At 61.2% G+C, this 21,345-nt stretch carries 19 protein-coding genes; 7 read left to right on the top strand and 12 right to left on the bottom strand.

Annotated features, from left to right (window positions below; translation table 11 throughout):
* Positions 1 to 29: 29 nt before the first annotated feature.
* Positions 30 to 554 (bottom strand): GNAT family N-acetyltransferase, encoded by a 525-nt coding sequence (locus B5F39_RS01190; RefSeq protein ID WP_087363005.1) that lies wholly within the window; start codon positions 552 to 554, stop codon positions 30 to 32.
* 122 nt (positions 555 to 676) lie between these two features.
* Here B5F39_RS01190 and B5F39_RS01185 point away from each other — a divergent pair, with 122 nt between their 5' ends.
* The 4 genes from B5F39_RS01185 (at position 677) to B5F39_RS01170 (ending at position 5,637) form a co-directional block, all read left to right on the top strand.
* On the top strand, positions 677 to 874 hold the full coding sequence (locus tag B5F39_RS01185) for a hypothetical protein (RefSeq protein ID WP_239391002.1): 198 nt from the start codon (positions 677 to 679) through the stop codon (positions 872 to 874).
* Positions 875 to 1,153: 279 nt separating this feature from the next.
* A complete protein-coding gene (locus B5F39_RS01180; RefSeq protein WP_087363004.1) occupies positions 1,154 to 2,782 on the top strand; it encodes an amidohydrolase in 1,629 nt (542 codons plus the stop codon).
* 44 nt (positions 2,783 to 2,826) lie between these two features.
* Positions 2,827 to 4,401 (top strand): AbgT family transporter, encoded by a 1,575-nt coding sequence (locus B5F39_RS01175; RefSeq protein WP_087363002.1) that lies wholly within the window; start codon positions 2,827 to 2,829, stop codon positions 4,399 to 4,401.
* Between the two features lie 105 nt (positions 4,402 to 4,506).
* Positions 4,507 to 5,637 carry a C45 family peptidase gene (locus B5F39_RS01170; protein WP_158095888.1) on the top strand — a complete coding sequence of 377 codons (1,131 nt, stop codon included), beginning with the start codon at positions 4,507 to 4,509 and terminating at the stop codon, positions 5,635 to 5,637.
* Positions 5,638 to 5,729: 92 nt separating this feature from the next.
* Here B5F39_RS01170 and B5F39_RS14535 read toward each other — a convergent pair whose 3' ends face one another.
* The 7 genes from B5F39_RS14535 to B5F39_RS01135 all read right to left on the bottom strand — a co-directional run bounded on the left by B5F39_RS14535 (position 5,730) and on the right by B5F39_RS01135 (position 11,735).
* Entirely contained in the window at positions 5,730 to 6,158 is a 429-nt protein-coding gene (locus tag B5F39_RS14535; protein ID WP_087362999.1) for a TOBE domain-containing protein, read from the bottom strand.
* 102 nt (positions 6,159 to 6,260) lie between these two features.
* Positions 6,261 to 6,860: a hypothetical protein gene (locus tag B5F39_RS01160; RefSeq protein ID WP_087362998.1), complete on the bottom strand. Its 600-nt coding sequence runs from the start codon at positions 6,858 to 6,860 to the stop codon at positions 6,261 to 6,263.
* Positions 6,861 to 6,984: 124 nt separating this feature from the next.
* Positions 6,985 to 9,066, bottom strand: coding sequence for a heavy metal translocating P-type ATPase (locus B5F39_RS01155; protein WP_087363165.1), 2,082 nt, complete (start codon positions 9,064 to 9,066; stop codon positions 6,985 to 6,987).
* A gap of 55 nt (positions 9,067 to 9,121) precedes the next feature.
* Positions 9,122 to 9,583, bottom strand: coding sequence for an MOSC domain-containing protein (locus tag B5F39_RS01150; protein ID WP_087362997.1), 462 nt, complete (start codon positions 9,581 to 9,583; stop codon positions 9,122 to 9,124).
* Complete coding sequence (locus tag B5F39_RS01145) at positions 9,564 to 10,049, bottom strand: iron-sulfur cluster assembly scaffold protein (protein ID WP_087362996.1); 486 nt, start codon at positions 10,047 to 10,049, stop codon at positions 9,564 to 9,566. The genes B5F39_RS01150 and B5F39_RS01145 overlap by 20 nt, the downstream gene beginning before the upstream one ends.
* Positions 10,050 to 10,072: 23 nt before the next feature.
* Positions 10,073 to 11,254 (bottom strand): cysteine desulfurase NifS, encoded by a 1,182-nt coding sequence (nifS, locus tag B5F39_RS01140; RefSeq protein ID WP_087362995.1) that lies wholly within the window; start codon positions 11,252 to 11,254, stop codon positions 10,073 to 10,075.
* 13 nt (positions 11,255 to 11,267) lie between these two features.
* Complete coding sequence (locus B5F39_RS01135) at positions 11,268 to 11,735, bottom strand: Rrf2 family transcriptional regulator (protein WP_087362994.1); 468 nt, start codon at positions 11,733 to 11,735, stop codon at positions 11,268 to 11,270.
* A gap of 274 nt (positions 11,736 to 12,009) precedes the next feature.
* On the opposite strand from B5F39_RS01135, the gene B5F39_RS01130 reads away from it, so the two are divergent.
* Positions 12,010 to 12,276 (top strand): hypothetical protein, encoded by a 267-nt coding sequence (locus B5F39_RS01130; RefSeq protein ID WP_087362993.1) that lies wholly within the window; start codon positions 12,010 to 12,012, stop codon positions 12,274 to 12,276.
* A gap of 86 nt (positions 12,277 to 12,362) precedes the next feature.
* Here B5F39_RS01130 and B5F39_RS01125 read toward each other — a convergent pair whose 3' ends face one another.
* The 4 genes from B5F39_RS01125 to glgP form a co-directional block, all read right to left on the bottom strand.
* On the bottom strand, positions 12,363 to 12,872 hold the full coding sequence (locus B5F39_RS01125) for a zinc ribbon domain-containing protein (protein WP_087362992.1): 510 nt from the start codon (positions 12,870 to 12,872) through the stop codon (positions 12,363 to 12,365).
* 115 nt (positions 12,873 to 12,987) lie between these two features.
* The gene (glgC, locus tag B5F39_RS01120) at positions 12,988 to 14,283 is read right to left on the bottom strand and encodes a glucose-1-phosphate adenylyltransferase (protein ID WP_087362991.1); all 1,296 of its coding nucleotides are present in this window, start codon (positions 14,281 to 14,283) and stop codon (positions 12,988 to 12,990) included.
* Between the two features lie 142 nt (positions 14,284 to 14,425).
* Positions 14,426 to 15,904: a glycogen/starch synthase gene (locus B5F39_RS01115; protein WP_087363163.1), complete on the bottom strand. Its 1,479-nt coding sequence runs from the start codon at positions 15,902 to 15,904 to the stop codon at positions 14,426 to 14,428.
* Between the two features lie 7 nt (positions 15,905 to 15,911).
* Positions 15,912 to 19,187: an alpha-glucan family phosphorylase gene (gene glgP, locus B5F39_RS14700; protein WP_087362990.1), complete on the bottom strand. Its 3,276-nt coding sequence runs from the start codon at positions 19,185 to 19,187 to the stop codon at positions 15,912 to 15,914.
* A 134-nt stretch (positions 19,188 to 19,321) separates the two neighbouring features.
* Here glgP and B5F39_RS01105 point away from each other — a divergent pair, with 134 nt between their 5' ends.
* Positions 19,322 to 19,879: an ATP-binding protein gene (locus B5F39_RS01105; protein ID WP_087362989.1), complete on the top strand. Its 558-nt coding sequence runs from the start codon at positions 19,322 to 19,324 to the stop codon at positions 19,877 to 19,879.
* Between the two features lie 476 nt (positions 19,880 to 20,355).
* Positions 20,356 to 21,345, top strand: coding sequence for an HAD hydrolase-like protein (locus B5F39_RS01100; protein ID WP_087362988.1), 990 nt, complete (start codon positions 20,356 to 20,358; stop codon positions 21,343 to 21,345).

Raw genomic sequence — 21,345 nt, 5'->3', positions numbered from 1 at the left:
GCGGCTAAGCTGTCAAATATAGTCAGAGGTTACAGCGCGTACTCGTAAAGCAGGAAATCCGCGACGCCCGTGTCTTCGTAGAAAAGCTTTATCGTCTCCACGTAGCGGAAGCCCTCCGATTCGTAGAGCCGCAGCGCAGGGACGTTGCCCGAAAGCACGTCGAGGCGCAGCGCCTTCATGCCGCGCGCCCGCGATTCCGCTATCGCCCTTCGCACGAGCTCTCGCGCGAAGCCGCGCCCCTGAAACGCAGGGTGTACGCCGAGCGCGTGGACGACGGAAAATTCCCCGCGCGCGGCGGGAACGCGCCACGGCGCGCCGTCGTAACCCTCAGCGCCATCGCCGTTTATCGCCATCGCAGCCGCCGGTTCTCCTCCGTCGAAGCCGAGATACATTTCGCCGCGCCCGACCGACGAACGCAGGAAATCGTCGGAGGGATAGACGTATTTCTCCCATTTCGGATGAAATTCCGCCCCCTCCATAGCGTCTATGAGGCTGTGGTAAAAAGCGCGCACCGTCTCAAATTCCCCGGCCCGCGCGGCGCGTATCGTAAGCATCCGCTCGTCTCCTTCCCTGCGGCGCGCTTATGCCGCGCCGCGGCGTTTGTCTCTTCGTATTATAACGTTCCGCCTTGTACGCCGCGCGCTGCTGTGGTAATTTATCCGCGCTTGCGAGCGGCATGAAGAGCTTCCCTCTGCCCTACGTCCTCACGAACTGCCATAATTCGCTATGCGCCGTCGGCGGCACGATCAACGAGGACGACCATGCGTTCGGCCTCTTCGCGGCGGGAAAGTTCAGCTGCGGCTTCGTGCCGGCGCATCTCGCGGTCATTCATTCCTACTTGAGGGAGACGGCGGCGGGGATAAAACGCGGATAACGGTGAGAATGCCCGAGGTGAGCGAAGAAGACAGAAAAATCTTGTCCGACAGATGCCTTATAAATTATTATAAGAATAAAAAATAAACTTTATATAAATAAAACATTTGTATAAAGCTATGATATAAAGATAAAATAGTGGTTTTCCCTTATTATCGCCGGCGATTGGCATAAAGTGTTAGACATTTTCGCTGAACCTCTTTATACTACCGGTGTCGTGTTTACGTTGATTCATTATCGGCACGTTTTTTTATTTTCATCGGCAAAAGGGGACTGGTACATGAGAAAGCCTGACGCAGCATTTGTGAACGGAAAGGTCTACACCGCAGACGGGGACTTCTCCGTCGTTTCCGCGTTCTGCGTTTCCGGCGACCGTTTCGTCGCCGCCGGAACAGACGAGGAGATACGCGCGCTCTGCGCGCCGGAGACTAAGATAGTGGATTTGAAGGGCCGCTGCGTCCTTCCCGGGCTCATCGACTCGCATCTGCACGTCAACAACACCGGCGCTATGAAGATGGAGCTGAACCTCGTCGGCAAAGGGCGTGAAGAGATCGTCGCGATGGTCGCGGAAGCCTACGGGCGCGCGAAGCCGGGCGAGTGGATAGTCGGACGCGGCTGGCTCAACGACGAGTGGAGCGACGCGTCGTTCCCTACGAAGGAGGAGCTCGACGCCGTCGCCCCGGACATCCCGGTTTATCTCAAGCGCGCCTGTGGGCACGCCGCGTGGGTGAACAGCGCGGCCTTCGCCGCGGCCGGAGTGACTTGCGAAACGCCGGACCCAGCGGGCGGCGAATACCTGAGAGCCGGGGACGGTTCGCTGCTGGGCACGGTGACGGATCAGGCGCAGGATCCTTTCAACAAAGCGATCCCACCGTACAATAAAGAGCAGCTTCAGCGCATCGTGCTGCTTGCGCAGGAGGGCTTCGTATCGGCGGGGCTGACGACCGTCCACGACGCCGGGACGGCCGAGGAATGGATACAGGCGTGGGAGGAGCTCTACCAGAAGCGCGAGCTTAAGATACGCATCTACGCGAGCATGCGCGTCGTCGGGCGTCCGAACTACGAGGAGCTGATGGAGGGCTCGCTGCGCTATTTCCAGAAGGGGCTGCGCATAGGCATGTACGGCAACAGGCTGACTGCGCGCGCTTACAAGATATCCGGCGACGGCTCACTCGGCGCCAGAAGCGCGTGGATGCTCGAGGACTACGGCGACCGTCCCGGGCATCGCGGCAACGGCAAGTGGACGGACGAGCAGCTTTACAACGTCCTCTACGAAGCGCGCCGCGCAGGCTTTCAGATATGGATTCACGCAATAGGGGACGCGGCGAACCGCCAGGCGCTCGACGTGTACGAGCGGCTGCTCTCCGAGATCCCCGACGGCGACGCGCGGCTGCGTATAGAACACGCGCAGATACTTTCACCGCACGATATACCGCGTTTCAGGAAGCTCGGCGTCATACCGACGCATCAGACCGTATTCCTGCGCACCGACAAGAAGGTCGCGGAGGCGCGGCTCGGCGCGGAGCGCATGAAAGGGGCGTATGCGTGGCGCACTCTCATCGACGGCGGCAACGTCGTGCCGAACGGAACGGACTCGCCGGTCGAAAGCTACAATCCTTTCCTCAGTATGTACTGCGCGGTGTCGCGCAAAGACGAGCACGGGCAGCCTGAAGGGGGCTGGTATCCGAGCGAGGCGATGACGAGGGAGGAGGCGCTGCGCTCTTACACGACGTGGGGGGCGTACGCCGGATTCGAGGAGAAGCTGAAGGGCAGCATCGAGCCAGGCAAGCTCGCTGACTTCGTCGTGATAGACAGGGACTTTATGACCTGCCCCGAAGACGAGATAAAGGATATACGGGTACTGCGCACCGTCATCGGCGGCGAGACCGTTTATGAAAAGGCGCTCTAATAAAGGCGCTGAAGATTTTTGTGTGTCGGAAGTGAATTATTCAAATGGGACAATCTGTAACTAGCGAGAAAAAAAGCCTCTTCTTCCGTTTTATCAACGGCGTCGAGGTGGTCGGCAACAAGTTGCCGCATCCGTTCTATCTGTTCTGCATACTCTGCGTCATCGCTGTCGCGCTTTCGGTGATATTCGGCGGCGCTTCGATAAGCTATATGTCGGCGTCCAGCTCCGGCGGCGGCGAGAAGATGGTCACCGCCACGGTGCGCAATCTCCTGAACAGGGAGACCATCACATATGTCACCGAGAATATGTATAAGATATATTACAACTTCGCGCCGATGATGATGGTCGGGCTGCTCATGCTCTCTATCGGGCTGGCCGACCAGGTCGGATTCTTCAGCGCGCTCATACGCCGCACGATACTCGGCGCTCGTCCGTCGCTCGTCTTCGCCGTCGTTTCGTTCATCGCCATCAACGCGCACATCGCGTCAAACGCGGGCGTCCTCGGCTGCACGACGGTCGCGGCCGCCGTCTTCGCCCTGCTCGGCTACAACCCGTGGCTCGGCATCATACTCGCTTACGCGGCGGGCAACGCGGGAATGGCTGCGAGCATCTTCGCCGGCAACCTCGACGTGCTCATCAGCGGCATCAACGTCTCGGTCTGCACCTCGCTCGGCATCGACCCTTCGACGGTGCACGTACTCGAGCATTGGTACTTCCTTATCGCCAGCCTTGTAGTCCTGACCGTGGCGTACACTCTTATAACGACGAAGTTCGTGCGCGGCTTCATAGGCGAGCCGAAAGACCTGAGCCTCGTGCTCGGCAAGGAGACAGAGCACGAGCTGACGCCGGTCGAGCGCAGAGGGCTGCGCAACGCGGGGATAGCCGCCGTGCTTTTCTTCGTAGTGCTTTTCGCGCTCTGCTTCCCGCAGGATTCGTTCTTCCGCGCGGCGGACGGCAGCATAGTGCCGAACTCGCCGCTGCTTAAGAGCGTGCTTACGCTGCTCTTCCTCTTCTTCCAGATCACGGCGATGGTCTACGGACGCACGACCGGCGCCATCGCGAAATGGAACGATATGCCGAAGATGATGTCGAAAAGCATAGGACTCGTCACGAGCTTCATGGTCATAGCGCTTCCCGCGTCGCTCTTCATCTACCTCTTCAACGCTTCGAACATTCCGACCGTGTTGGGGGCGACCGGCGCGCAGTGGCTTAAGGAGGCCGGCTTCAACGGGCTGCTGCTGCTCATAGTCGTCGCCGTCATGACATGCTTCCTCGACCTCTTCATGACCTCCGGCTCGTCGAAGTGGATGATACTCGCGCCGATACTCATACCGATGTTCTACGCGGTGGACATAAGCCCCGCGCTGACGGCGCTCGCCTACCGCATAGGCGACTCCGCGATGAACGCGGTCGCGCCGATATCGTCCGACGTCGCGCTCATCGTCGGCCTTCTAGTCGCATACAACACCGACAAGGACAAGACGCCCGGCATGGGCACGGTCTTCGCCGGCTGTATGCCATACGCGATAGTCACGATAGCCATTCAGATAATACTGCTCTGCGTCTGGTGGGTGTTCGAGCTGCCGCTCGGCCCGGGCGTGACGCTGTTCGTCAAATGAGCGGTACTGGGGTAAAATAATCAGGCCGCCCCGCTTCCACGCCGGCGCCATGCGCGCGGACGGAGCGGGGCTTTTTCCATATTTTGCAAAAAGGAGATGCGGCAGATGGCTTATATGCCTTTTTTTACGATTCAGGGGAGGACTCCGCGCGAGCGCGGGGCGGACTACGGCTCGCAGTGCCGAGAGCTTATCGGCGGCGTTCTCGAACGCTACATGACCTTCTTCAACAGCGGCCACGCTGCGGTAAGCTGGGACGACGCGCGCGAGATATCTAAGAAGTTCCTTCCGTTCATAGAGGCGTACTCGCCGGAGCTTCTCGAGGAGCTCCGCGGCGTGGCCGAGGGCTCGGGAGCGTCTTTCGACGACCTGCTGACGCTCAACTCGCGCTCCGAGGCTATGACGCTCGTGCGCCGTCCGGCCTCGGACGAGGAGGAGCTTGACGGCTGCTCGAGCGTCGCGGTGCTGCCAGAGGCGTCGGCTGACGGCCATACGATTCTCGCTCAGAACTGGGATACATATACGTGGCAGGAATACGGCACCGTCATTTTACAGGTACTTAAAGACGGCGGCGCCGACATGATGATAGTGACGGAGGCCGGACAGCTCGCGCGCTACGGCATGAACCAGGCCGGGCTCGCGCTCGGCGTCAACAGCCTGCACAAGACGAGCAACACGAAGGTATTCGGCGTCCCGTCCGTGTTCGTCCGCCGCAAGTTCCTCGAGCAGGACCGCTATGTGGACGCTGTGAACAAGATATTCGGCGCCGAGGCGATGCTGCCGATGTACTACGCCGCCGCTTACGGCGCGGGAGACGCGATGGGCTTTGAAAAGCTCGCGCGCGGGCAGCTGGTGCTCTATCCTGAGAACGGCCTCATCTCGCACAGCAATCACATCAAGCATCCGAAATACGGCTATCAGGTGGACGCGCTCGGCGGGACGCTCTACAGGGACCGCCGCATACTGCGCCGTCTCGCGCCGAAGGCCGGGGCGATAACGCGCGCGGATATAATAGAGGCATTCAAGGATCATTTCGGATTCCCGTTCAGCGTCTGCCGCCACGGCGACGAGCGCAAGAAGGAGCTGGACAAGATAAGCACGCTCGGCTGCATCGTCATGGACGCGACGGACAAGCGTCTCTGGGCCTGCAAGGGGACGCCGTGCTGCGGCCAGTTCCGCGAGTACGCATGGGACCGTCCCGCAAAGCTCGCTCAGTGGAGCGGCGCCGTCGAGTGGTGATTGAGCCGAAGGCGTGAAAAAGCGGCCCTGGCGTTACGCCGGGGCCGCTTTCACTATAGCGCGCGGCCTGCGCCGCGTCGCAGAAGGCTTGGTTATTCCGCCACGCCGACCATGATGTCCGAGGCTTTGATCACGGCGCGGACTTCCTTGCCGGGGACCAGGCCGAGGCGCTTGGCGCTCGACATCGTGATGATGGAGACGATCTTCTCTCCGCCCTCGAGCTTTACGTCCACTTCGCAGTTCACCGCTCCGTCCCTGACTGATTCGACGACGCCCTTGAGCTGGTTGCGGGCCGAGAGCCTGAGTCCTCCGTCGCCCTCGCCGATCATTACGTTCGACGCCTTGATTACAGCGTAGGCCTCGGCGCCTTCCTTGAGGCCGAGGTTCTCGCAGCTCGTCTCGGTGATTATCGAGGTGAGCGTGGTGCCGTCCGCGAGGCGGAGCGAAACTTCGTCGTTGACCGCGCCTTTTTTGACTCCGGCGACGGTCGCTTTAAGCTGGTTGCGTGCGCTTAGATTCATTTGTAATTTCTTCCTTCCACATAAAATTTTGCAAAGCCTATATTATGCTGGGATTGTAACGGGTCAAGTTTTTGCTCAATAAAAACGAGATATTGTCTAAAATCAGCGCGCCGCTTTCTCGGCGGCCTGCTCTTCGAGCATTTTTATGCGCAGCGGATATTCTTTAGCCGCGAGGTCGCTTTCGGGATGCGGCAGCCCGCTGAGCGTCTCCAGCGATTTCAGCGCGGCCTGCGCGCTGGTGTGGCGCACGGCGAAGGCCTCCGCGTCTAGCGACGCGGCGCTGAGTTCTCCTGCCTCGAGCGCCTTTTCGCGCGCCGGGCGGATGTGGTTCATCGTTTCGCCGTTCGTCAGAGCGTAATGTACTAGCCCCAGCTCGTACCATAGCGAGTACATCGTCTCGGGGCGCAGCGCCTGTATGTTCGAGTAGGTGTCGAGGTCCACGTATATGCTGTTGATGTAGGTCCTGCCGTTCACCTCCTGCGTCGCGAAAGTCTTCATTTCCTCGTCGGAGAGTCCGATGCCCCACGGGCGCAGGCAGGTCGTCATGCGCGCGTCGCCCGACTGGCGCAGTATCTCGCCGTTGAGCCTCACGAAAGCCGCTATCTTCGCCGTGCGTATCTCTATCGCGCCGGCTACGGCCTGGTTAGGCTTTATCTGAGTTACCGGAATGTGTGAGAATTTGATTGTGTAGATTTTGCTCATGATTCCCATCCTTATGTAAAAGTCAAACAGCGTTTGATTATAGCAAAAATTCCGCGCCAGTAAAGCGCGCGAAAAAGGCGCGGCTTCGTCCGCCGCGCCCCGCTTTTCTTTGCGCTTCGCCGCGTTATTTCAGCCGAGCGGCCCGCGTCGAGTTCAGTATAGCCATCAGGGCGACGCCGACGTCGGCGAAGGCCGCCTCCCACAGCCCAGCGTGGCCCGACGCGCCGAGCAGCAGGAATACTCCCTTGACGCCGAGCGCGAGCGCGACGTTTTCCCATACTATCGCCCGCGTTTTGCGCGCTATGCGCACGAGGACTGCGGCCTTGGCTGGAGAGCCGCCGAGTATCACCGCGTCCGCAGTCTCGGCCGACGCCTGCTGGCCGAAGCCCCCGGCTTCGAGTCCCTCTTCCGTAGCCGCTATGACGGGGCCGCGGGCTATACCGTCTCCCACGTAGAGCGCTTTTTCCGCGCCGCCGCAGAGCTCCGCGAGAGCGGCCGCTTTTTCGCCGGGGCGCAGTCCGGCGCGCCAGCCGTCGAGGCGGAGCGCGCGCGCGGCGCTTTCGGCGGCCTCGGCGCGGTCTCCGGTCAGCATGTAGACTCCGTTCATGCCTAGCTCGCGCAGCTTTGCGACGGCCTCCGCCGCCTCGGGGCGAAGTTCGTCATCGGCCGTTATCGCGCCTATACACAGACCGTTTTGAGCGACGTAGGTGACTGTCGCCCCGCCTCCTATCACCGGCGCCTCGACGCCGTGCTCCTCGAGCAGCGCCTTGCTGCCCGAGATTATCGTGTCGCCGCCGGCGCGGTATATCATGCCCTTGCCGGGTATCTGCGTTATCGCCGCGCCCTCGGGGGCGAGGCCGGCTCCCGCGGCTTCGGCTATCGCGCGCCCGGCCGGGTGCGTAGAGCCGCTTTCGGCGAGAGCCGCCGCGGCGAGCACGTCTCCGGCGGAGATGCCGCCGTATGGGATTATCCCGGATATTTTGAAATTTCCGTAGGTGAGCACGCCCGTCTTGTCGAATACCGCCGCGCGCACCCTGCCGAGCGCGTCGAACACGTCCGCGCCCTTGACGAGCACGCCGTTTTTCGAGGCCGCGCCTATGCCGCCGAAGTAGCCGAGCGGTATCGATATGACGAGCGCGCAGGGGCAGGAGACTACGAGCAGCACGAGCCCGCGGTATATCCACTCGTGCCATTCGCCGCGCCCCGCGAGCGGCGGGACGAGCATCACTGCCGCGGAGATGAAGAAGACCGCCGGGGTGTACCATTTTGCGAACTTCGTGATGAAGCGCTCGGTCGGGGCCTTGCGCTCCGCCGCGCATCGCGCCGCCTCGAGCAGCCGCTCCGCGCCGCCGTCGGAGAACGGGCCGTCGGCCTCGACCAGAAGCAGCCCGTCGAGCGAGAGCGTCCCGCCGCGCACGCGCGAGCCTGCGCTTACGCGCTCCGTCGCCGCCTCGCCGCCCGTCCGCGTCTCGACGGTCGCCTCGCCGCTTACGACGCGCCCATCGGCTGGGATAGGCTCGCCCGGCATTATCTGGAGGATGTCGCCCTTTTTGAGGCTGCGCGGGTCCGCCGTCTCCGCCGTCCCGTCTTTGACTACGCGCGCCGTCACCGGCTTGCGCGCGAGCAGCGACTTTATCGAACGGCGCGAGTTCGCCGCGGCGCGCTCCTGAAATGCCTCGCCGAGCCGGTAGAAGAGCATGACGCCGACCGTCTCGCAGGTCTCGCCTATAGCGAAGGCCGCGAGCGTCGCGCCGCCCATCAGGGTGAATTCGTTGAAAATATTGCCGCGCCGCAGCGCGCGTACCGCGTTCGCGAGCACGGGCCGTCCCGTGACGATGTATAAAATCGCGAAAAGTACGTGAAGCGCCGTGTGCGTGCGCTCGTCGTGAAAAAGGTGCAGCTCCTCGACGGCGAAGGCTGCGAAGAATATCGCGCCGGTTATCGCGAGAAACGTTATCTCGCGGCGAAATTCTTCGCCCGCGCGCCGCGCGTCCTCCTCCGTCTCCTGAAAAAGCTCCTCGGTCGTGTGGCACGAGGCGCAGCAGCACTCGCCGTCGTGGCCTACCGAATGATGATGCTTATGCGGGTCTCCGAATTCGCATCCGGCGTTCTCTCCGTGTTTGTGTACGTGGCCGCAGCCGCATTTTTTCTCCGATTCGCCGCTGCGGCGCTCATGTTCATGTACGTGGTCGTGTTCGTGTTCCATATCGAGCCTTCCTGAATGAAAAAGGCCGCCCTTCGGCGGCCTCGTGTGCCTCATGTTATTCCGCGAATTCTATCTCGTCGCCTTTTTTTACCCGTCCGCCCTTGAGCACCTTTGTGAAGACGCCCTTCTTGGGCATTATGCACTCGCCGGTCTGCTTGAAGACCTCGCAGTGCGAGTGGCATTCCTTGCCGATCTGCGAGACCTCGAGCAACGTCTCGCCGACGCGCAGCCTGTCGCCTATCTTCAGCGCGCCGAGGTCGAATCCCTCGGTCGTCAGGTTTTCCGCGAAACTTCCCGGCACGAGGTTCGGCAGCTTAGCCATCATCGTCCTGATGTCCTCCATCGAGATGAGGCTCACCTGCCGGTGCATGAATCCGGCGTGCGCGTCTCCCTCGAGGCCTATCCCCTCGATCAGCGTGCCTTCGCCTATGTCGTGCTTGATCATGCCCTTTTTGGGGGCGCTGCATACCGCGATTATACGTCCTTTGGCGTTTGCGCTATTCTGCGACTCTGTCATGTTCGCTCACGAACCTTTCTTCCTCTTCTTCCCCGGCCTCGCAGCCGCAGGCTATGCAGGTCTTCGGCATCGTGAGGCCGTCGGGGAGCTTTCCGTCCCGGCGCATATAGTAATCCGCGGCGGCTGCCTGTATCCCCTCCTGCGCGAGCAGAGAGCAGTGCAGCTTCGCTGGCGGCAGTCCGCCTAGCTCGTCGGCGACCTCCTTGTTGGTTATTTTGAGAGCGTCGCTCAGCGTGCGCCCTTTCGCGAGCTCCGTCACCATCGAGCTGGTCGCTATCGCGGCGGCGCAGCCGAAGGTCTCGAACTTTATGTCCTCGACGACCTCGCTCTGCGGATTTATCTTCAGGTATATCTTCATCACGTCGCCGCACTTCGGGTTGCCGACTTCGCCGACCGCGTCCGCGTCCTCGATGCGCCCCGCGTTGCGCGGATTCATGAAGTAATCTACCACTTTCTGATTATACATCTTTCTTCCTCCCTTTCCCCTTATTATCTTTTATTCCAGAACGGGGACATCGAACGCAGCCGCTCCACAATCGGCGGGAATTTCTCAAGCACGTAGTCGATATCCTCTCTCGTAGTCTCGTGGCTCATCGTCAGGCGCAGAGAGCCGTGCGCAGTCGCGTGGTCGAGCCCAGTCGCGAGCAGCACGTAGCTCGGCTCTAGGCTGCCGGAGGTGCAGGCCGAGCCGCTCGATGCGTAGATGCCAGCCGCGTCGAGAAGCAGCAGCATCCCTTCGCCCTCGATGTACTTTATCGTGAAGCTCGCGTGGAAGGGCAGACGGCCGTCTCCCGCAGCGCCGGTGAGCTGCGACTCCGGGACGCGCGAGAGTACGCCTTCGATGAGATAGTCGCGAAGCGCGGCGATTTTCTTGTCCTCGCCCGCGTCGAGGCGCTCTTTCGCGAGCTCTGCCGCTTTGCCGAAGCCGACGATTCCAGGCACGTTCTCAGTGCCGGAGCGCAGGCCGAACTCCTGGCCGCCGCCGTGAAGCGTGGGGATGAGCTTTATGCCGCGGCGCACGTAGAGAGCGCCGAGCCCCTTGGGGCCGTACATCTTGTGCGCCGCCATCGTCATCATATCGACGGGTAGCTCCTTCACGTCCACCTTTATATGCCCCGCGGCCTGCACGCCGTCGGTGTGGAACATCACGCCGTGCGCGCGGCAGACCTCGCCGAGCTCGCGCACCGGCTGTATCGTGCCTATCTCGTTGTTCGCCGCCATTATTGTCGCAAGAATCGTGTCTGGGCGTATCGCCTTTTCCAAGTCCTCAGGCGACACCATGCCGCGCGAATCGACCGGCAGTATCGTGTACTCGAAACCCATTTTGCCGAGCCACTTGACCGTGTCGAGGATAGCGTGGTGCTCTATGGCGCTCGTGATTATGTGGCAGCCTTTGCCGCGCTCGCGCAGGGCCCACGCCGCGCCCTTGATCGCGAGGTTGTCCGCCTCGCTGCCGGCCCCGGTGAAAATTATGTCCGTCGGCTCAGCGTTTATCAGCGCCGCCACCTTCGCGCGCGCCTCGTCCACCGCCTCGCGCGCCTCGCGCCCGAGCCTGTGCAGGCTGTTCGGGTTGCCGTAGCGCTGCGAGAAGTACGGCAGCATCGCCTCCGTAACTTTCGGGTCCACCCTCGTCGTCGCAGAATTGTCTAAATAAACCTCGCGTGGTTCCATTTCCGTCACCTCATCATGCTTTCTGTATTTTATTCTTCCTCCCGCAGCGGCACTCCGGGCCGTGGCGGTTCTCTTCCGATTTGTCCACCAAATCCTGAAACGTCGTGCCGTCGTAGACTGCTTCGAGCGCCGCCTGCGCCTCCTCCCACAGCGGACGGAAGACGCAGCTCCCGTAGAGCGAGCACTCGTCGAACTCCCCCTCGCCGCACTCGACCGGCCTGAAGCCGCCCTGCACGAAGCGTATGACCTCGCCGACGGTTATCGAAGAGGCCGGACGCGCGAGGAAATATCCGCCGTCCTTGCCGCGCGCGGAATCGACGAAGCCCGCGCCTTTGAGACCGTTCAGGATGTTCTCGAGAAAGCGCACGGGAATGCCCTGCGCCTCGGCCACCGCGCCTATCTTGCACGGCCCTTCACCCTGGCGGACGGCGAGCTCGTATATCGCTCGCAGCGCGTATTGGCATTTCTGTGTGATCGCCATAAACATCACCTTCTCTATCAACTTAGTGAAGATTACAATGCGCGCGCCCTTTTGTCAATAGCGTGCCGGACGCGGCGCGCAGGCCGTCAGCGGAAGGGCGCGCGTCGGGCGGCGTATGTTTTCCGCCGCTTTAGGCGCGGAAGTTTCCCGCAGGCGGAAAAGTTTCTTGCACAGAATAATATGGAGCGGAAAGCGGCGCGTTTGCATCGGGCCGCGTTTTGCGAGCGGCGCGTTATAATTGTCGTCGGACGATATCTGAGCGGAGGTGTTGTGTATGAAACTCGTAACGATCGAATACAGGGGACGGCGCTCGGCCGCGGTCGCAGTGGAGCGCGGCTACGTCGCGCTCGACATGCTGAACGAAGAAAAACGTTCGGACTGGCCGACGGAGCTGGAGAAGCTCGTCGCGTCGGGCGACGCGGCGCGGCTCGCCTCGTGGTATCGCGCGGGCGGAAAGACGATACTAGAGAACATGAGCCGCGCGCTCATAGTCACGCGCGAAGAGGCGCGCGAGACCGGCGAACCGTACGAAACGGACTAAACCTGCATATCCGCGCCGCCTGATATATTGACGCGCCGGCCTTCCGCCTGATAATCCTCCGTGCGCGTCAGCGGAGCGCGCTGAATCTAAAAGCCGCCGTGTGCGGTCTGCATATACTGGAAGAATTTCGAGACTTCCTCAGCGAGCGTGACCGCGGTGAGCATCAGGAGCAGGACCGCGGCGGCGCGGAGCAGGCGCGAGCTCCCGTCCCTGAGGACGGACGCGCCGAGCACGAGCATGACGGCGAACATCGAGACGAACCCCGGCACGCAGCTCAGCGTCCATACGGCGCGCGGGTTCGGAGAATAAGCCGGGCTTACGGCCTGGACGGCGTAAAAGTACGCTTTGAGCAGCCAGACGCGCACGGCCGGATTCAGCAGCAGGCCGGCGGCTATGACGGCGAAAGGCAGTGGAACGGCGAAGAAGCCGCCGCCGCGCCGCGCGCGCCCGTCTTCGGCGCGTCTTTTATCAAACGAAGGACGGGGCGCGGCGAAGAGCCCCTTCGCTTGGTCCTCCGGCTGTCCGCATTTAGGACAGTAACGCGCGCCGTCCGAGTATATAGTCCCGCATCTTCCGCAGCGCGGCATGAATACCATCCCCTTCACCTGGTTTTGCAGAAAATTCTATCGCGGCCTATCGCCACGCGTCAAAGAAAAAGGCCCCGCGTGCGCGGAGCCTTAGCCTTGACATCCGTCTCTTTGTATCGCCGCGCTAGAAGCCGGAGCCGTCGTTGACGTCGCCGTAGGTGTCGGGCTTCTGGAGCTTTTTGCGGAGCTGTATCTTAGGCATCCCGACGACGACGATTCCCGAGGCCGGGTCTACGTGGTAGCGCTCCGCGTCGGCGACCGGGTCGAAGCCTATCGAGGTGCCGGCCGGTATGATGTTGTGAGCGTCTACGATGACGCGGCGCAGGCGGCAGTCCTCGCCGATTTCGACGTTCTGCCCTATGATCGACTCTTCCACGACCGCTCCCGCGTTTATCACGCAGTTGCGCGAGAGCACGCTCTTGCGCACGTATGCGCCGAGCACGCGGCTGGCCTCGGCGCGGAGGCATCCGTCTACGGAGCAGGAGTGGTCTTTGTCGGGGTAGGTGAATCCGGGCGGGTCGGAGTATGACACCGTGCGTATCGGCCACTGCGGATTGTAGAGCGAAAGCTCGGATTCGCGGCGCAGAAGGTCCATGTGCGCCTCCCAGTAGGCTTTGATGCTGCCCACGTCCTTCCAGTAGGGCTTGTCGTTGCCCGGCAGCACGTTGGTGGAGAAGTCGTAGGCCATGAGCTTGTGCGTGCCGAATAGGCTCGGCAGTATGTCGCGGCCGAAGTCGTGCGAACTGTCGACGCGCTCGTGGTCGGAAAGTACGGACTCTTCGAGGGTCTCGCGCTCGAAGATGTAGTTGCCCATCGAGACGTAGCTGAAGCCGGGGCGTCCCGGTATCTCGGGCGGAACGGCGGGCTTCTCGACGAAATCTATTATGCGTCCCGTCTCGTCGGTGGCGATGCAGCCGAACTGGCTGGCCTCGGAGGAGGGGACTACGTACGCGGCGACCGTGACGTCGGCGTTGTTGTCCATGTGATACGCTAACATCTGTTCGACGTCCATCTTGTAGATGTGGTCGGCCGCGAATATGCAGACGCGGTCGGCGTTGAACAGGGTCACAAGGTGCATGTTCTGGAATATCGCGTCGGCGGTGCCCTCGTACCAGCGCTCTCCGTCCCACATCTGGGCCGGAACCACGTTGACGAAGAAATCTCTGCCGCGAAGGGCGCTGCCGAACTGCCAGCCCTTGCCTATGTGCTCGTGGAGCGACTGGCTTTTGAACTGGATGAGGCAATAGATAGAAAACAGTCCGCTGTTTACCATGTTCGAGAGCGCGAAGTCGATGATGCGGTATTTCGCCGCGAAGGGCACCGCGGGCTTCGCACGGTAGCGCGTCAGGGGCATCAGGCGTTCGCCCTTGCCGCCCGCGAGGATCATACCGAGCACGCGTCCGTATTTCCCGTGGATCATGATAAATTCCTCCTTCTCTCTAAGGGTATATTTTATTGTACTTTACTGACTTTCTGTTTCTTTCTAAGCTTTATTATAATTGTTCCGGAGTTTTGCGTCTATCGTAAAAGCGCCTGTTTTATCAGTCGCAGACCTAATTTCTCTATTCCGACTTCAATATTTTCTTGTAGAGGCCGGCGTACTCCGCGGCTGATGCGTTCCACGAGAAGTCGCGCTTCATCGCGCTGCGCATTATCCTGCGCCAGCGCTCCGCGTCGGCCTTCGCCGCGAGCGCACGGCCGAGCGCTTTCGCGAGTTCGTCTATACGGTAGTCGGTGAAGAGGAAGCCTGTACCGTCCGGCGAGCCGTCCGCGTCTATCACCGTGTCGGCGAGGCCGCCCGTCGCGCGCGCGACCGGTATCGTGCCGTAGGCGAAGGCGATGAGCTGCGACAGCCCGCACGGCTCGAACAGCGAAGGCATGACGAGTATGTCGCCGCCCGCGTAGGCGAGGTGCGCCGTCTCTTCGCTGAATCCGGTGACGGTCCGCACGCACTCCGCGTGGGCCGCGCGAAAGTCTTCGAGGCGGCGGTTGAACATGTCGCTGCCGGAGCCGATTATGAGAGCGTATATCCCGTCGGGCATGAATTGCGCGAGCGCGTCTAGCATTATATCTACGCCCTTCTGCTCCGTGAGCCGTCCGACGAAGATGACGAGCGGGCGTCCGTCGTCCTCCCAGCCGAATTTTTCCATCAGCGCGCGGCGGCAGGATTTTTTGCCGTCGAGCCTGTCCGCCGAGTAGTGCGCCGGTATCAGTTTATCGGCGCGCGGGTTCCACACATCGTAGTCGATGCCGTTGAGTATGCCGCTGAGCTTCTGTTTGTTCGCCGCCATTACGCCGTCGAGGCCGAAACCGCCGTCGCGCGTCTGGATGTCCCACGAGTAGCTCGGGCTTACCGCTGTTACGGCCTCGGCGTTGTTTATCGCGCCTTTCATGAGGTTCACCTGTCCGTAGAACTCGAAGGTCCCCCAGTAGGAATCCGGCCGGAAGCCCCAGCCGTTGAGGCAGTCGTAGGAGAATAGCCCCTGGTGCGCGATGTTGTGTATCGTGTGGACCGTGTCGTAGTCGGCGGCGCGGGAAGCGTAGTGTCTGTGCCAGCGCAGCGCGGCCGGAATCGCAGCCGTCGGCCAGTCGTGCGAGTGGATTATGTACGGCTTCCACTTGGCGGCGTGCTCGAGCTCCATCGCCGCGTATGAGAGGAATATCATCGGTTCTGCGGTCTCCGCGTTCAGCGTGTCGGGGTATATGTCCCCGTTAGAGAAGAGCTCGTCGTTTTCGAGGATGTAGACCGGCAGGCCGCTTATGTTTGCGCGCCACACCTTCGCCGTGACGGCGCGCCAGTTTATTGCGACGGAGACGGCGCCCACCGGCCTCTGAGGCAGTGCGCCGAGCTCGCGCGCTTTGTCGAGGACGCCGGGCCACGCCGGGGTCAGCACGCGCGCGTCCACGCCGGCGCCGCGCAGCGCTTTCGGCAGGGAGCCGGCGACATCGCCGAGGCCGCCCTTCTTTGAGAGCGGCGCGCATTCCGGCGATACGTGCAGCGCCTTTATCTGAGGCGGCTGCGGCGTTTTATCCTGATGCATTTCCTTGTTAATGTCCGCGGAAAACAGTACCATAGGCCTTTTCACAGTATTCATGCACCACCCTATGCGTATTGAAATAGCTTGCGTTCACCGCGATGGCGATTTTCATCATCTTTATCCATTCGCCGCGGTTGTCGTAATATGTCGGGATTATCTTGTTTTCAAGCTTGTCGTAGAGGTCTACGGCGTCCTTCGCCTCGTCGTACTCTACCAGGCCGTTCTCTGTCGGCTCAGGGCCTATCGCCCAGCCCGTCTTGCCCTCGATGCAGCCCTCTATCCACCAGCCGTCGAGCACCGAGAAGTTCATGACGCCGTTATGGACGCACTTCATACCGCTCGTGCCGGACGCCTCGCGCGGGCGTATCGGCGTGTTGAGCCAGAGGTCTACTCCCGCCGTGATCAGCTTCGCCGGGCCCATGTTGTAATTTTCTATGAAGACGACCGGCAGCTTCGTCCCGAGCTCCTGAGAGACGCGCCAGATGTGCTGCAGCATGTCCTTGCCCGGCTCGTCGTGCGGGTGCGCCTTGCCGGAGAAGATGAACTGTATCTTGCCTCCGCCTATCTCGACCAGGCGTTTGATGTCCGTGAATACGAGGTCGGCCCGCTTGTATGTCGCGGCGCGGCGCGCGAAGCCTATCGTCAGCACGTCCGGGTCGAGCTCGATGCCCGTCTCCTCGAGCACGAAGGCCAGCAGCTTCATCTTGGCCGACTGGTGCGCGTTCCATATCTCGTCGTCCGGGATGCGCAGCGCCTGCATGAGCCGCGACGGGTCGTTGCTCCATCCCGGGATGTGGCGGTCGTAGACGCGCGCGAACGACGGCGACGTCCACGTCTTGGAGTGTACGCCGTTCGTTATCCAATCTATAGACTCGTCGCCGAACATCTCGCGGCTCACGAGCGCGTGTTTGTGCGAGACGCCGTTGACGTAGCGGCTGAACTTGAGGGCGAGGTCGGTCATCGAAAGGCCGCTGCCGCCGACGTGCTGGCGCAGTATCTCCGCGAAATTGCCGCCGAGCACTTCGTTGATGAGGTCGTATGAGAAGAAATCGTGTCCCGCCGCGACCGGAGTGTGCGTTGTGAATATGACCTGGTTCTTGACTTTTTCGATGTCCGCGTAGCCCTGTTCGCGCAGCAGCTCGAGAGTGAGGAAGCCGGCGTGTCCCTCGTTGAGGTGGAAAGTCCTTATGTTGCGGAAGCCGAGGTCGCGCAGTATGCGCAGGCCGCCGATGCCGAGGATGAGCTCCTGGCAGAGCCTGTAGCGGTTGTCGCCTCCGTATAGTTCCGCCGTGAGCTGTCTGTCGTCCGGCGTGTTTTCCGGCAGGTCCGTGTCGAGGAACAGTATCGGCAGCTTGTGCCCCGACTGCCCTGCCAGCACTTTATAAGCCCACACGCCGACCGTTACCGGTCTGTTGTTCATCGTTACAGTCACGCGGTTGGGGAGCTGGACCATAAATTCGCGCGGATCCCATTCGACCGGGGATTCAGTCTGGCGTCCGTTTTTGTCTATCTTCTGCGCGAAGTAGCCTTTCTTATAGAGCAGCGTGATGCCGACCATCGGCACGCCGATGTCGGCTGCGCTCTTTAATATGTCGCCGGCGAGCACGCCGAGGCCGCCTGAATAGGTCGGTATCTCAGGCTTCAGCCCTATTTCCATCGAGAAATAGGCTACGTTCCTGAACGCCGGGTCGCTGTCGAGCGACTCGAGCAGCGACGCCGCCAGATTGTTTCCGTATCTCATTTCGTTCATCTTCTCCAATCCATTTGCTACGCCGTGTTCCGCGTAGTATTCTTCTTTCTCCATGAGCTCATCGTATTCGGCGCGGGGAGCGATACATTTCGTTACGACCGAGGCGGCGTCCGGGTAATCCTTAGTGTTGCCTTTCGCCTTTTTCAGATTCTCCATGAGCGGGGCGACGTAGTCCCTGCGCCCCGAGATCTCTTCCGCTATTTCGGCGGCGCGCAGCGCGAACGAAAGCATCTGGCGCGCCTCCACGCCGGATATGTCGCTGAAGAACCACGCGCACGACGTGTACATGAACATGCGCATACGCTGCATTTCCACGAGAGACGAGAGCCTGCGCGTTTCAGGTTCGCCTACGCCTTCGAAGCGTCCGGCGAAAAACGCCGCGCGCTCCTTCCGTCTCTCATCTTCCGTCTGCGGAAGGCCGCACTTGTAAAGCTCTATCGCTTCGTTGCGAAGCCGCCACGGGTCGCCGAATTTTGAGACCTCGGACTCGTAGAGCTCGTCCACGGAGGCCGCGAGGGCGTCGAAAGCGCCGCGCAGCGGGCCGCGCCATTTCTGGTTCCAGCCTTCTTCGCCGCCGGTGCGGCAGCCGCAGTCCGACCGCCAGCGTTCCACCCCGTGGGCGCATGACCACGACGATTTCTCGACGATGATGCAGCGCGCCTCGGGCGGATTCTTTTCCAGAAATTCGTCGAGCGAAGGCATGGCGACTTTTCTGTCCTCTTCCGCAAGCTCGAAAAGCCGCGCGAGCGCCATCTCGCCGAACTTATGGTGATGTCCGTAGCTCTCGCCGTCCGTGGCCGCGAGCAGTATCCTGTCTTCGCCCTCGGCGGCCGCCCTGACCATCGCCTCTTTGAAGGCGTCGCCGTTGTCGAGCAGCCCGCCGAACGCTATGTCCCTGGCTATGCCGGCGTGGTAGAAAAGCACCGTCACGGAACGCCCAGACGGCAGCTCGCAGCGGTACGGGCGCGTGACGTCGAGGTTCGCTCCGCCGGGCGTTTCCACGGTTCCGCCCTCCGTCACTACGGCCTTGCACTGGAACGGCGCAAGTATCACGTATTCAATCCCGCACGACGCGAGCGTTTCGAGCGTCGGCGTGTCCACGGCGCACTCCGGCAGCCACATGCCTTTCGGTTCGCGCCCGTAACGGTACTTGAAATCTTCGACGCCCCATACTGTCTGCGTGAGCCTGTCGCGCTCCGACGCGAGAGGCATGATGATGTGGTTGTACGCCTGGGCCATAGCCCGTTCCTGTGAGTTGATGATGATCGAGTTAAGCGTGGGAGAATTGCCCTCTATCCACCTGTGGAGGGTGGGGCCGAAGTCGAAGCTCAGCTTTGAATAGTTGTTGAATACCGCCCTTATCCTTCCGTCCGCGTCGAGCAGTTTTGCGCAGCTGTTCGGCGTGTAGCATTCCGCGCATACGCGCTCGTTCCAGTCATGCGCGGGCTCCGCACTGTAATCCCGCGGCACCGCGCCCGTCCACGGGTCTTCTCGCGGAGGCTGGTAGAAATGTCCGTGCAGCGCTATGTTTATCAAAAAGAAGAGCCTCCTTCTATGCGGGTGATAACAAACCTTGCAACTACATGATATGATTATACTATCAAGAGCCGCGAATTGTATAAATCATTTGTAAATAACGCCGCGCGGCACAGGCTGAGGGGGAGTGGGGAATGCTCGAAGATCTTTCGGCGCATGTTCTCGACATAGCGGAAAACAGCACGAGGGCCGGCGCGACGGAAGTCGGGATAACGATAGAGGAGGACGAGGCGAAGGACCTGCTGATGTTTTCCGTCAAGGACGACGGAAAGGGGATGAGCCCGGAGTTCACTGCCAGGGTTACCGACCCGTTCACCACGACGCGGACGACGAGGCGCGTCGGCATGGGGCTGCCCTTCCTTAAACAGTCCGCCGAACTCTGCGGCGGAGGGCTGACGATAGACTCGGAGCTCGGACGCGGGACGACAGTGACGGCGACGTTCAGCCTTAGCAGCGTGGACCGCCCGCCGCTCGGCGACATGCCGTCCACAGTGATGACGCTCGTCATGGGCTCTCCGCGCGTGCGTTGGAAATACCGCCACATTCTGAACGGCAGGGAGTTCACGCTCGACACCGACGAGATAGTCGAAGCGCTCGACGGCGACCGGGACATGCTCGCTTCGCCCGAAGTCGGTCTGTGGCTGCGCGACACCCTGAACGCCGAGCTAGAAGCTCTGGCTCGCGGCGAATGAGGCTCTGGCGGTGAAAGATGTCGGAAAATCCGCGCGCCACTTGTTTTTTTTCATATCGCCGCTATAATCATGCTTGAAGATTAACCGTTTAATCTTTCGCCCTGCTGAGTACGTGTGATATGGGGTGAGTCTTGAGCCAACAATTGATCCCGTTAGGCATTTCGTCCGACGGCGGCGGAGATACTTAGCTATCGACCAAGTCAGGCGGACATTTAGCCTATATCCTGTTAGGAACGGGTCAAGGCCTCCCATACACGGCCCCGCGGGGTTTTATTTTGCCTTTCGCGCGCCGGCGGCTTTCTCCGCCCTTATGTGAGCCGCGCACGTCCTCCCTTCCGCGCCGAATTTTTGCAAAAGGCTCAATTTTATATGGAAATTTGAGCTATAATATAGTTGCGTCGCGTTCCGCGCCTTTTCGCGCGTATGACGTTTTTATTTATTCGTTAGGTTTGGATTTACTGTTTTGGAGGCTTGCCATGAATATAGATATCAAATCGCCCTTCTGGACACCGGCGGGCGCGTCTGGCTTCATTCTCGACTGGGACGGGGTCATTGCGGAAACGCGGCTCGATTTCACCCCGCTGCGCGAAAAATATTACGGCGGACGCCGGGCTATGCTGCTCGAGGAGGCCTGCACGCTCGAGCCGGAGATGCGCGAATCGTTCTTCGCCGAGCTCGAGGCGCTCGAGATGGACGGAGCCGAGCGCGCGGAGCCTGTGCCCGGCGCACTCGAGCTGCTGGCGTGGCTCGAGGAGAACTCAGTGCCTTACTGCGTCGTTTCCAGGAACTGTATGAATGTCATAAAACGCGGCGCCGAAGTGATAGGCGTCGAACTCCCCGCGAACACGCGGGCGCGCGACAACTCTCGCTGGATCAAGCCGGACCCGCGCGCGCTCTTCGCCGCGGCGGAGGAGATAGGCGCGGACCCGAGGGGCTGCGTGTACGTCGGCGACTTTCTCTACGACCTTCAGGGCGCGCGCCGCGCCGGAATGCGCGCCGTGCTCGTACAGAGGGAAAATCCGGAGTGGAGCGCGTGGGCCGACGTGATGTACCCCAAAATGACGGACCTGGTCGCGGAGCTGAAAGAGCCCAAGCCGCTGGTGCCGTGGGAATACCGAGAGATATACGCGAGGAAGAGCGAGCACTGGCTCGTCAACGCCTCGGCGATGACTTTCGCCCTGCCGGACGCCCCGTCGCCGACCGCCGACTGCTGGCTGGCGCGCGCCGCCGCGCTCGGCGTCGGCAAAATATTCGTGGAGCCCGAAAGGATGTTCACCCCAGACGACTGGAAGAAGAACCCGTCCTTCGACACGGCGCTGATGGGCAGGCCGATGCACGAAGCCGCGCGCGAATTCCTCGCGACGCGCTTCCCGCTCGCCGAGGTCGTCACCGAAAGCGAGGAACCGCTGAACGCGCCGAAGAATTCGCTTGACCTTCAGCGTTATCTTGAACGCAAGAAAATATAG

Source organism: Cloacibacillus sp. An23, from assembly GCF_002159945.1.
Lineage (GTDB): Bacteria > Synergistota > Synergistia > Synergistales > Synergistaceae > Caccocola.
This window is presented reverse-complemented; position numbering and strand designations above follow the sequence as displayed.

Coding starts and splice junctions, on each gene's coding strand:
- B5F39_RS01150 (WP_087362997.1), bottom strand. CDS start 9,583: ATGACAGAGTCGCAGAATAGCGCAAACGCCAAAGGACGTATAATCGCG.
- B5F39_RS01105 (WP_087362989.1), top strand. CDS start 19,322: ATGCTCGAAGATCTTTCGGCGCATGTTCTCGACATAGCGGAAAACAGC.
- B5F39_RS01135 (WP_087362994.1), bottom strand. CDS start 11,735: ATGGCGATCACACAGAAATGCCAATACGCGCTGCGAGCGATATACGAG.
- B5F39_RS01160 (WP_087362998.1), bottom strand. CDS start 6,860: ATGAGCAAAATCTACACAATCAAATTCTCACACATTCCGGTAACTCAG.
- glgC (WP_087362991.1), bottom strand. CDS start 14,283: ATGATCCACGGGAAATACGGACGCGTGCTCGGTATGATCCTCGCGGGC.
- B5F39_RS01190 (WP_087363005.1), bottom strand. CDS start 554: ATGCTTACGATACGCGCCGCGCGGGCCGGGGAATTTGAGACGGTGCGC.
- B5F39_RS01115 (WP_087363163.1), bottom strand. CDS start 15,904: ATGCATCAGGATAAAACGCCGCAGCCGCCTCAGATAAAGGCGCTGCAC.
- B5F39_RS01100 (WP_087362988.1), top strand. CDS start 20,356: ATGAATATAGATATCAAATCGCCCTTCTGGACACCGGCGGGCGCGTCT.
- B5F39_RS01170 (WP_158095888.1), top strand. CDS start 4,507: ATGGCTTATATGCCTTTTTTTACGATTCAGGGGAGGACTCCGCGCGAG.
- B5F39_RS14535 (WP_087362999.1), bottom strand. CDS start 6,158: ATGAATCTAAGCGCACGCAACCAGCTTAAAGCGACCGTCGCCGGAGTC.
- B5F39_RS01185 (WP_239391002.1), top strand. CDS start 677: ATGAAGAGCTTCCCTCTGCCCTACGTCCTCACGAACTGCCATAATTCG.
- B5F39_RS01130 (WP_087362993.1), top strand. CDS start 12,010: ATGAAACTCGTAACGATCGAATACAGGGGACGGCGCTCGGCCGCGGTC.
- B5F39_RS01180 (WP_087363004.1), top strand. CDS start 1,154: ATGAGAAAGCCTGACGCAGCATTTGTGAACGGAAAGGTCTACACCGCA.
- B5F39_RS01145 (WP_087362996.1), bottom strand. CDS start 10,049: ATGTATAATCAGAAAGTGGTAGATTACTTCATGAATCCGCGCAACGCG.
- nifS (WP_087362995.1), bottom strand. CDS start 11,254: ATGGAACCACGCGAGGTTTATTTAGACAATTCTGCGACGACGAGGGTG.
- B5F39_RS01125 (WP_087362992.1), bottom strand. CDS start 12,872: ATGGTATTCATGCCGCGCTGCGGAAGATGCGGGACTATATACTCGGAC.
- B5F39_RS01175 (WP_087363002.1), top strand. CDS start 2,827: ATGGGACAATCTGTAACTAGCGAGAAAAAAAGCCTCTTCTTCCGTTTT.
- B5F39_RS01155 (WP_087363165.1), bottom strand. CDS start 9,066: ATGGAACACGAACACGACCACGTACATGAACATGAGCGCCGCAGCGGC.